A 10506-nucleotide genomic window follows, 5' to 3' on the forward strand; every position below is an offset into this window, starting at 1 on the left:
CGCCCGCGTATCGGCGCGCATGGCTGGGGCCGCGCGGATCGCACGGCTGGTTGCGAGGGGCGGGCGTGGATACGGTGATGCCCGCAGCCTCCCCGCGTGAATGGGAAACTGGAAAATCGGTGCCGACCTTGGCGCAAGGGCGCCGGCTGCTCACGCGGCAGCGGGCGGCAACCCGTCGCAAATGAGGGTTCCTGCCACGAAAGTCAAGCGCGGTCTGCGGAATCCATCCAGATCGTCACCGGACCGTCATTGACCAGCGACACCTGCATGTCGGCGCCGAAGGAGCCGGTCTCGACCGGCAGGCCGAGTGCGCGCAGCGCCTCGGCAAAGCGCAGATACAGCGCCTCGCCGCGCTCGGGCGTCTCGGCGGTGGAAAATCCGGGGCGGTTGCCGGTGCTGGTGTCGGCGGCGAGCGTGAACTGGCTGACCACCAGAACCGCGCCGCCGATGTCCTGGACCGATCGGTTCATCTTGCCGGCCTCGTCGCGGAAGATGCGCAGCTTGGCCACGCGCGCGGCCAGTTTCGCCGCCGCGTCCTCGGGATCGCCGCGCATGGCGCAGACCAGCACCAGAAGGCCCGGCCCGATGCGGCCGATGCTGCGGCCCGCGACCGTGACCTGGGCCTCGGCGACGCGCTGGACCAGGGCCCGCATCTCAGCCGCCCAGCATGATGCCCAGCACGACCAGCATCAGCCCCAGGACCGACGCGGCCAGCGCGGCCATGTTCACGGCGACCACCTTGCGCATGGCGGCGCGCATCTGGTCGTCGTCCGAGATCCGCGCCTTGGCCCGCGCGGCGGTGACGATGCACCATGCCAGCGCAACGAGCCCGATCACCGTCAGCCCGGTTCCGCCCCAGATCAGCCCGTCCCAGATCGTCATCTTCCGCCTCCGTCTGCCAGCGACGGCCTAGCGGCGATTGCGCCCGGCCGCAAGACCGCCTAGACCCGCGGCGGAAAGCATGGAGATGGTGTCGCGGCCTTGCGCGCCGCGCATCGCGATCCGCAACAGCAAATGGAGCAGCAAATGGATTCGTATCAGGTGACTGCGGACGAACTGCGTCAGTTCGTGGAGCGGATCGAGCATCTGGAGCAGGAAAAGAAGGACATCGCCGAGCAGATCAAGGAGGTCTACGCCGAGAGCAAGGGGCGCGGCTACGACACCAAGGCGCTGAGGTCCATCATTTCGCTGAGAAAGAAGGACAAGGACCAGGTCGCCGAAGAAGAGGCGGTGCTGGAAATCTACAAGCAGGCCCTGAACATGGCCTGAAGCCCTTGATCGGGCCGGCTTCCCTTGGCCCGATCCGTTCGCATGCGCTTTTGCGTCATGCCGCGCCTGCGCGTCGATGCGGCCTGTCCTGGCCCTCGGGCGCATGATGATCGGACCGCTGCGAGATGGTGCTTTTAGGAGCCGTCTGGTTGTAGCGGCTTCGACAGGGCCGCCCGCGCACGGGCATTCCTTGACAGCTCGAGCGGTTGCTTGCCGGGTGAGAATACGGCGCAACCGACGATCACGCCATCATGAAGGTGGATCAGCCGGGGAACGGCGGATTTGTGCGGCTGAGGCCGGATGGTGATGGCGGGAGTTGGGGTATATTTGATTACATAACTCCGGTTATCGGGGAAATTCAACCATAGGGGGATCTAGGATGTCGAACAACCGAAATAATGACCATTCGGGCCCCTTTTTTTTGTCCTTTCTACAACCAATTACTGTCCATCGCTTCGACTGGCTCTGCAATAAATTCGGCAATTTCAATGCATTACCTGGAAGCGCTCAATCGCCGCCCGTGATCGTGATCTGCTGCACAGGCCGGGATCCGACCCGTTGACGGTCGAGTCGCTGCCCGGCAAGGTCGTTTCAATCCGTTCCGGAGCGATGGCGCGGCCTGACGGCTGCCGGATCTCCGGAGTTTCCAAACCCTCACGATCCCGCCGGAAAGCGCCGCTTTTCCGAACGGCGGAGCCGTGTCTCGAAAGCGATCACGATGCCGCAGCAACACGCGTTTCATCAAGGCTTTGCTGCAGGCTTCAGGGCCGACACGGCCCGCTCACGGTCCTGGCGCAATCACCGCCCTGCCCCGATCATGTTTCCGCTCACATGCGCTGAGTGAAAACCCGCCAGCGTTCGGTCGTGCGCCCCTTGCCCTGAACCCGCCCCTATCCTGCCTCACCGCACGGCCGGCTGACCCCGGTCAACGACCCGGCTTTGCCGAAAGGAATCCCGCATGCCCCGCATCCCGTTCCTTCTCGTCCGAACCTTCGATCCCGGAGAAACGCTCGCCTCGCTCGAGGATCGGTTCCTCCGGCATCTAGGTAAACTGCGCGGCGTGGACCCTTTCGCCGATGAGGGCTGGGAGCGCACCGAGAGCGCCTCGCCGGATTGCGCATCCCAGGCAAGGCAACTCTCGCCCTGATTGGCGAGCGCAATGGCATCAACCTGTCCTGCGGCAGCAAGGACCGCCCGGATGTTCTTCAACAACTCATCCGGATCGTGCTCCACCCATCCAGCCTCTGGATGGTGCTGGGAGTGCCTGCGGCTGGCAGCCAGCCCGCGAGCGGATCATGCAGGAATGGCGCCGCAAGGTGATTGCGCGCTGAATGAAGCCTCCGGGCCCCTGAGGGGCCCGGCCAGCTATCTGGCCGGACAGCCGGCCGCTTCAACCCATCCCAAGCGTGGCGCAAGCACGATCCAGACAGGGGAATGACCCATGCCTTCAGACCAACCGAGCCCCTCGCGGACCGCGGGAACGGGTGTTCCGCTTCACCTTCGCGGGCTCACGAAGAAATATCAGGATTTCGTTGGGGTCGATAACCTGAACCTCGACATCCAGGGAGGCGAACTGGTCGCACTCCTCGGCCCGTCCGGCTGCGGGAAAACCACCACACTGCGAATGGTGGCTGGCTTGATCCCAGTGACCTCCGGCGAGATTCTCGTGGGCGGAAGGGACGTGACCTCTACCCCCACCTATCAGCGCGACATGGGACTCGTCTTTCAGTCCTATGCCCTCTTCCCGCACATGACGATCGCCCAAAACGTCGCCTTCGGTCTTGAGATGCGCGGGATCGGCAAGGATGAAATCAAGGCACGGGTGCGGGACGCGCTTCGGATGGTCCATCTGGAAGGCAAGGAAGACCGCAAGCCCACGCAGCTTTCTGGCGGCCAGCAACAGCGTGTTGCCCTGGCACGTGCGCTGGTGGTGCGGCCCTCGATCCTGCTCCTGGATGAACCTCTCAGCAATCTTGATGCGAAACTGCGGGATGAAATGCGCCGGGAGATCCGCGAGATCCAGCAGAAGACCGGTATTACGGCGCTGTTTGTGACCCATGACCAGGTCGAAGCGCTCGCGATGTGCGACAAGATCGTGGTCATGCAGGCTGGCAAGCTGATGCAGGCCGGCACCCCACGCGAGATTTATGAAGCCCCGGCCAATCCCTTTGTCGCTTCCTTCGTCGGTCGTGCGAACCGCCTGACCGCGCGCGGCGATGGCAGCGGCCGTTATGGGCTATCCGGCGTCGAGATCCGTGGGTCCGCAGGCATTTCGGGGAACGTGACAATGATGATCCGCCCTCACCGCATCACCATCAACGATCCGGCCGCCGCCGGCGAAAACGGCCTGAGCGGTCGGCTCACCGAGGTGACCTATGTCGGCGACCTGGTCCAACTGGAAGTCGCTTCCGGCGACCAGACCATAATGGTGGAGCGGTCGACCCGTTCGCAAGAGGCGCTCCCGACCATCGGCGAGTCGGTGTCGCTCAACTGGTCGGCCGCGGATACCATGGTCTTTTCCGAGGATGCGCCCTGATGCCTGCCGCTGTCCAAAAAGAAAAAGGAAGCGCGTCGTTGGTGGCGATGCTGCTGGTTCCCATCATCGTCGTCAACTCGATCGGCTTCATCCTGCCTATCCTGAATCTGGCGCAGCTTTCCTTCAAGGAGGCTCTGGTCGGTGGCGGAATCGGCGAGGCCTTCACCCTGTCGAATTGGGCCATTCTGATCGAGGACACCTTCTATCTGGAGGTGCTATGGCAGTCGGTCTGGGTCAGCGCGGCGATCACCCTGATTACGCTGGCCTGCAGCTATCCGATTGCGCTTTACCTGCACCGGACCAGCGACCCGATCCGCACCGTTCTGATTGTATTGGTCATTTCTCCCCTGCTCACCTCCGCGGTGATCCGGACCTATGGCTGGGTGGCCTTGCTGTCGGACAATGGGGTGATCACATCGCTGCTGACCTCGATGGGCCTGAACGTGCCGCCGTTGATGTTCAACACCACCGGCGTGATCATCGGTATGACCGAGATTCTGATGCCCTACATGATCCTGGCGCTTTTCGCAGGATTCGGACGGCTTGATCAGAATGTCGAGGACGCGGCCCGAGCACTGGGGGCCAATGAACTGCGGGTCTTCACACGCGTCGTTTTTCCACTGACTCTGCCCGGCGTTGTCCTTGGCTGCCTTCTCGTCTTCGTTCTGGCGGTGTCGTCCTTCATCACCCCGAAGCTCCTTGGTGGCGGAAGGGTCTTCCTGCTGGCGACCGAGATCTATGACCAGGCTATCGTCACGTTAAACTGGCCGCTTGCCGCAACGCTTTCCATGCTGGTGCTTATCGTCTTCGGGTTGGCGCTTGCTCTCTATGCGCGCGCTTTGCGCCTGGTAACGGCCTGAGGACATATCATGGACAACAACCGCATGGGATTGCCGATGAAATTGCTCGTCAGCATCCTATTCCTTTACCTGCTGACGCCGGTAATCCTGGTCTTCCCGCTTTCCTTCAGCGATGACCAGACCCTGGCCTTTCCGCCCTCCAGCTGGAGCCTGCGTTGGTATCGCGCCATCTTCGGGGATGGCCGGATGATGGATGCGTTCATCACAAGCCTCGGCCTCGCAACGGTGGTGACATTGCTTTCCATCGTCGTCGCCCTGCCTGCCTCTTATGCGATCGTCCGGTTTCCGTCCAAGGTAACCAACGCGCTGTTCAACCTGTTGACCGCGCCGTTGCTGCTGCCCACGATCGTGCTCGGCCTGGGTATCCTCATCGTCTTCGCGTCTCTGGGGGTGATGGGCAGCTTCAGTGGTCTGGTGATGGCGCATATGACGGTGACCCTGCCTTACGCGTTGCGTGTTCTGACCACCTTTCTCACTGGGTTGAACCTGACTGTTGAGGAAGCGGCAGCGACCCTGGGTGCGCGGCCGATGGTGGTATTCCGCCGCATAACCCTGCCGGCAATGACACCCGGCCTTATCGCGGCGACGGCACTTTGCTTCCTGGTATCCTTCGACGAGGTGGTGATCACCCTGTTTCTCGCGGGCCCTCGCATGACGACCCTGCCCGTCGAACTTTATCATCGGGTCGAAATGCAACCTGATCCGCTTGTGGCCAGTGTCTCGGCACTGATCATCGGCCTAACCTTGGCAGTGGTTCTGATCGTGGATCGGTCCCTTGGTCTGAACAAAACCTTCGTCAAGTGAACAACGCCCGCCGGGACTGGTTGACCGGTCCCGGCTTGGTTCAGGCTTGTCTCGGGAAGACTTCTGCGTTTGATGGAGAGAGACCCTGATCTTCGAGCAGACCTGGAGCTGAATAACAATGCATCCTACTGAAAGGCGTGCGCGAATTGTCGAGTTGGTTCAGCGCAATCACAGCCATAGCGTGGATGAGCTCGCGGAGGCGTTGGACAGCTCACGAGAGACGATCCGGCGGGATCTGGTTGCCCTGGATCGCGACGGACTGCTTCGGGGCTACCACGGCGGCGCCAGATCCCTGACGGACGCAGCCAACTTCCAGGTAGCAGAAGAAAGCTTCAGCGTCCGCCTGACCCGACATGGCGAGGCGAAGAAGAAACTGGCTCGCCTGGCCGCGACCCTGTTCGAGCCGGGCTCCTCCCTCTTCGTCGACACCGGCACGACCACTCTCGCCTTCGCACAAGAATTGGCCCCTCTTCGCCAATGCACCGTGATCACCAATTCGCTGGGGATTGCCTCCATCTTCGGGGCCGTGCGCGATTTCCGCCATAAGATTCACGTGCTTGGTGGCGAATTTGTGCCTGATGCACAGGAAATGCTGGGAAGAACCACCCTCCGGCAGATTGCTGATTTCAGGGCTGAGCATGTGGTGCTTACGGTTGGCAGTCTCCAGGTCGGCGGCATTCTCGATTTCGATGAACGGGAAGCAGAAGTGGCTCAGGCCATGATCGAACATGCCCAAAAAATTACGGTTCTCGCAGACAGCAGCAAGATGGGACAGCCTGCCGTATTCCCGGTAGTTCCCCTCTCCCGAATTGATCGCCTGGTGACGGATGCTCCACCGCCCAACGATATCGTAGACGCGCTTCGGCATGCTCGGGTCGAGCTTCTGGTCGCAACAGAGTGATTATCACCCCGCCGAAGTCCTGATCGCCTTGACCAGCTCTCCATCGTAAAGATCGCGCGGGCATCGGTCCTCGCGTGAGCGTGACGCGGTGCCGTCGCTCACCAGCGACACAGGACATCTCCCGATCCTCCACGAGCAGGTGGAGTCTACATCACCTCTTTAATGGCGAAGGGTGCCGATGGATGTGCATGGCCACTCTGGTCTGCCCCCTGCAAAGTGATCCTCTCCATCACCTCGATAAGCTGCGGTAATCAACCCAGGAATCCTGAATAGATCGGTGGTGTAGCTAGTGACGCTGCTTGCAGAGCGGCCTTCATGCTCCACTGCCTGGACGCCTTGAACGCTCGCAAGAGCGAGCGCCTGCCGCTGTCAACCGGAATATTTCCAAAGAAGCGCGATCTTTGGTTTTTTTGGGGGCTGGAAGATGCTGAGCGGATGGTTTCCACCGCCGCTGCTGGCTGGTCCCTTCCTTACTTATTCCTTTTAGACCGTTAGGAAGGGAAATCCGCAACCCACTGCCAGGCAAAGAAAATAAATAAATTCATTCTGTGATATTTTTGCAAAAAATCTCCTATTCGACCGTTCTACGTCCAAATTTTCACAGTTGCGGAGCTCCCTCGCCCGCCGATCAGCTGTGCCCATGATGCTGAACACGCTCCCTCATATCGCCCCTGCCGCCCTGCGGCTCATACGCTGATCCCTCTCCGATCGGACGTAGGGCTCGTTCAGCTGGACGTTCCCGGACCCTCGCAACAGTCACCGAATCGCTCGTCTTTGGACGGGCCGTGCCGGGACATTCCGATGGCTCCGAGACGCCACCCTCGCTGACTGTGCTTGAAACTTTGTGAACCGGCCCCGCCGTTTCGCAAAGCTCTGCGTCCGCTCCCGAACGGCGTGGAGGAACCGGCTGTCGTGGGTTGGAAGTGCCTGTCTACAAGACCTTCCCTTCTTGGTCGGAAGGGTTGTGCGAAAATCGGGGGAGTTCCCAGATTTCCAATAACGCGTTGTAATGATTTATATTATTTTACATGAATGCGAAATGCGATAGAGTGCCGCCGCTTTCGGACTGCAAACGAAGGGACAAAACCATGAAGAACTAATCCTGGAAAAACGAACACCGGAATGCGCGAACATCCCGGTGCAATCGTTCGAGGCAGACCGTAGTCCACCAGCTGATACTAGATTCTCTAGCAGATTCCGCGGTCCGCCGCAAGGAATCTGCATGGACGGCGGTCCTCCTCCCCCATATGCGCCTTCCGGCTCGGCAGAGCGCCTGGCCCGGCCTGATCCCTGAACGGGACCGGTTGGGAACGGTCCCCTCATGCCCGCGCCCCGGAAAGCGGCTCCCGGACTCGGCCTTGGCCGTTCCGACGCGCGACCGCTCCTGCCCAGACCGGGCGGGAACCGATATCCCGTGAGGAAACCCCAATGCACTATCCCATCGAAGAAAGCCCTGGCGGCTTCACTACGCCTCTGCCCAGCTCCGCGCAGCGTTCCGTGGCGCTCAGTTCCAAGGCCCATTTCTGTGGGCACGTCGTCATCGGCGACGGTTCCGGCCGTGGCGCCGCCAGCGGCGCGCCGGCCCGGGTCGTGCAGGTCGAGAGCCATCTCGAACTCTGCTGGTGCCTTTGTCTGTCGCTCCGCCCCGACATCGCCGACCTGCGCGAACAGGTGGGTTTCGACTGGTTCGACGAGCATGGCGAATATCGCACCCATTACTTCGACCTGTTCATCACCAGAACGGACGGAACCCGGATCGCCTGCGCCATCCGTCCCGTCGCACGGACAGGCGGCCGCTTCGGCCGGCAGATGGCGCGGATCGCGGACCAGGCGCGCAGCAGCCGCTTCGCCGATGACGTCCGCCTGCTGACCGACGCGGATCTCGACCCGGTGGAGCTGCACAACGCCTGGCTCCTTCACGGCGTTCGCGCTGGTGATCCGCCGGCCGATGCCGCCGCTGCCCAGGTTCTGTCCGAGATGACCGGCACCGCCTCTCTTGCGGATCTCTCCGCCAGGACCGACTGCGGTGCCGCGGGCTTCCGGGCCCTGCTGCGGCTTGTCCGCAGCGGTCAGCTTCGCCCCGTTCAGAATGAACGCATTACTCCGGCCACGTTGGCCTACAAGAGGAGCGACCTCTGATGCATATGCACAATCTCAGCTTTGATGCCGACCGCCACCATTATGCCTTCGGCAAATATGATCGCATCACCATCGAAGGTCATACCTACAGGACCCTGCCCCATAGCCGGAACGAAGAAGGCTGGCTGCTGGAACTGGATGACGGTTCCGGCCGCTGCGGCAGCTTCACGCATCAGGAGCTGAGCCGCCTGGGGTCGATGAAGCGTATCCGGGTCGAGCATAATTTCCATGCCCCCGAGATCGCAAAGCGCCGTCTCCTCACCGGAGATGTGCTGATCTCGGAACTGGAGGCGAAATCGGCCGCTCGGCTGACGAAGAAGAACGCCTATATCGAAGCATTCCTGGAGATGGAGCGCGAGAAGCGCATCAACCGCACCGACGCAGCCATTCTGGCCAACCGGTTCGAGTTGCGTGGCCGCGCCATGGATTACGCGGCGCAGTTCCGGGGCGGCGAAAACGTCCAGCAGTCGCAGGACTTCAACAAGGATCCGTCGCCCAGAACACTGCGCCGGTGGCACGCGGATCATCGGGCATCGGGGATTGGCGGCCTCGTCGATGCCATGAATCGGCGCGGGAACCGCAACCGCCTGATGGGTCCCGAACAGCTTGCCCTGATGATGCGCGAGGTCCGGCGCTATGCCAGCGAAGACCGGCCGAGCATGAAGACGATCCACGAAAACGTCAGCGTCGCCTTCGACGCTCGCAACGAGGCCCGGGTGGCGGAGGGGCTGCACCCCTTTCCCATTCCTAGTTATGAAACCGTGCGCCGGGCGATCCACATGCTCGATCCGTTCGAGGTTGCGGTTGCCCGTGACGGAATCGAGGAGGCGCGCAAGAAATTCATGCCGGTGGGTGAAGGCTTGCGCCTGACCCGTCCGCTCGAGCGGGTGGAAATCGATGAAAACACCATCGACATCATCTCGCTGACGGAATCCTGGGGGCTGCGTGAACTGCTGACCAAGGAGGAGCAGAAAATCCTCGGCCTGGATCGCAGCAAGGCGCGCTGGTTCGTGACCGTCGCCATCTGTGCCACGACGCGCTGTATCCTTGGCATGGCCTTTTCGCGTTCGGCCAAGGACAAGGCCTCTCTGCAGGTGCTGCAGATGATCCTGCGCGACAAGGGCAAATGGGCCGATGCGGCCGGTTCCCTCGGCTCCTGGGACATGCATGGCACGCCTGCCTTGATCGTCACCGACAATGGCGCGGCCTTCAAGTCGGAGCGCTTCCGGGTGGCCTGCGCGGATCTGGGCATTACCACGCTTCGGGCGCCGGCGGGGCTGGCCCAGATGCGCGCCCGCAACGAGCGCTTCTTCCATAGCCTCAACACCGGCCTGCTGCCCCGCCTACCGGGCCGCACCTTCGGCAGCATTCGCGAGAAGGGGGATGCAGATCCGGAGGCGCGCGCCGCGCTGACCTTCGATGATTTGGCTTTCTGCCTGGTGCGCTGGATCGTCGACATCTATCACAATACCCCGCATGCCGGTCTGGGTGGGGAAACCCCGCTTCATTGCTGGCGTCGCCTGACCGCCGAATGGGGTGTGCAGCCCCCGCCGGATATGGACACCCATCGCGCCATCTTTGGGGAGCGCCTGCCGCGCAAGCTGTCCCGGGAGGGCGTGACCGTCCTGGGCCTGCGGTATCACTCCGAGGCGCTGGCACGGCTGATGACCAACCGGAAAGAGCGCAATGTCGAGGTGCGCTGGCATCCCGACGATATCGGCACGGTGACCGTCTATGCCGGGGATCAGAAATTCGAGATCGGCACGGTCCTGCCCGGTTTCGACGGTGTGTCTGCCCGCCAATGGGTCGCTGCAACCCGGGAACTGAAAGCCGCGAATGCGGGCCGCAAATCCTATGACCACCAGATGAACCATGCCGCGATCACGGCGATCGAAGGGCGCAGCACCGCGGCGACCCGGATGGCCGGGCTGCTCGTTGACGAATGGACGCCCGAGCGGATCCGGGATTTGGAGGCCAGCCTCTATATCGGCTTCAAT

The 10506-nt window shown here is 62.1% G+C and carries 10 protein-coding genes; 8 read left to right on the forward strand and 2 right to left on the reverse strand.

What is annotated here, in order from left to right; translation table 11 throughout:
* Nucleotides 1-203: 203 nt before the first annotated feature.
* Both dtd and IT40_RS19215 read right to left on the reverse strand, forming a co-directional pair.
* Entirely contained in the window at nucleotides 204-653 is a 450-nt protein-coding gene (gene dtd / locus IT40_RS19210; RefSeq protein ID WP_036758516.1) for a D-aminoacyl-tRNA deacylase, read from the reverse strand.
* A 1-nt stretch (nucleotide 654) separates the two neighbouring features.
* The gene (locus IT40_RS19215) at nucleotides 655-882 is read right to left on the reverse strand and encodes a hypothetical protein (RefSeq protein WP_052096149.1); all 228 of its coding nucleotides are present in this window, start codon (nucleotides 880-882) and stop codon (nucleotides 655-657) included.
* A gap of 144 nt (nucleotides 883-1026) precedes the next feature.
* Here IT40_RS19215 and IT40_RS19220 point away from each other — a divergent pair, with 144 nt between their 5' ends.
* The 8 genes from IT40_RS19220 to IT40_RS19255 form a co-directional block, all read left to right on the forward strand.
* Nucleotides 1027-1269: a DUF2312 domain-containing protein gene (locus IT40_RS19220; protein WP_083539266.1), complete on the forward strand. Its 243-nt coding sequence runs from the start codon at nucleotides 1027-1029 to the stop codon at nucleotides 1267-1269.
* A gap of 958 nt (nucleotides 1270-2227) precedes the next feature.
* Nucleotides 2228-2416, forward strand: a complete 189-nt coding sequence (locus IT40_RS28810) for a hypothetical protein (protein WP_036758520.1) — start codon at nucleotides 2228-2230, stop codon at nucleotides 2414-2416.
* A gap of 294 nt (nucleotides 2417-2710) precedes the next feature.
* A complete protein-coding gene (locus tag IT40_RS19230; RefSeq protein ID WP_036758522.1) occupies nucleotides 2711-3805 on the forward strand; it encodes an ABC transporter ATP-binding protein in 1095 nt (364 codons plus the stop codon).
* Nucleotides 3805-4665 carry an ABC transporter permease gene (locus tag IT40_RS19235; protein WP_036758524.1) on the forward strand — a complete coding sequence of 287 codons (861 nt, stop codon included), beginning with the start codon at nucleotides 3805-3807 and terminating at the stop codon, nucleotides 4663-4665. Before IT40_RS19230 ends, IT40_RS19235 begins: the two co-directional genes overlap by 1 nt.
* A gap of 9 nt (nucleotides 4666-4674) precedes the next feature.
* Entirely contained in the window at nucleotides 4675-5469 is a 795-nt protein-coding gene (locus tag IT40_RS19240; RefSeq protein ID WP_036758527.1) for an ABC transporter permease, read from the forward strand.
* A 118-nt stretch (nucleotides 5470-5587) separates the two neighbouring features.
* A complete protein-coding gene (locus tag IT40_RS19245) occupies nucleotides 5588-6370 on the forward strand; it encodes a DeoR/GlpR family DNA-binding transcription regulator (protein ID WP_036758529.1) in 783 nt (260 codons plus the stop codon).
* A gap of 1428 nt (nucleotides 6371-7798) precedes the next feature.
* Entirely contained in the window at nucleotides 7799-8509 is a 711-nt protein-coding gene (locus tag IT40_RS19250) for a hypothetical protein (RefSeq protein WP_052096150.1), read from the forward strand.
* Nucleotides 8509-10506 (forward strand): Mu transposase C-terminal domain-containing protein (locus IT40_RS19255; protein ID WP_036758531.1); only part of this gene is annotated, 1998 nt, incomplete at its 3' end. The genes IT40_RS19250 and IT40_RS19255, both read left to right, overlap by 1 nt.

Origin of the sequence: Paracoccus versutus, assembly GCF_000763885.1 — a bacterium.
Classification (GTDB): Bacteria; Pseudomonadota; Alphaproteobacteria; order Rhodobacterales; family Rhodobacteraceae; genus Paracoccus; species Paracoccus versutus.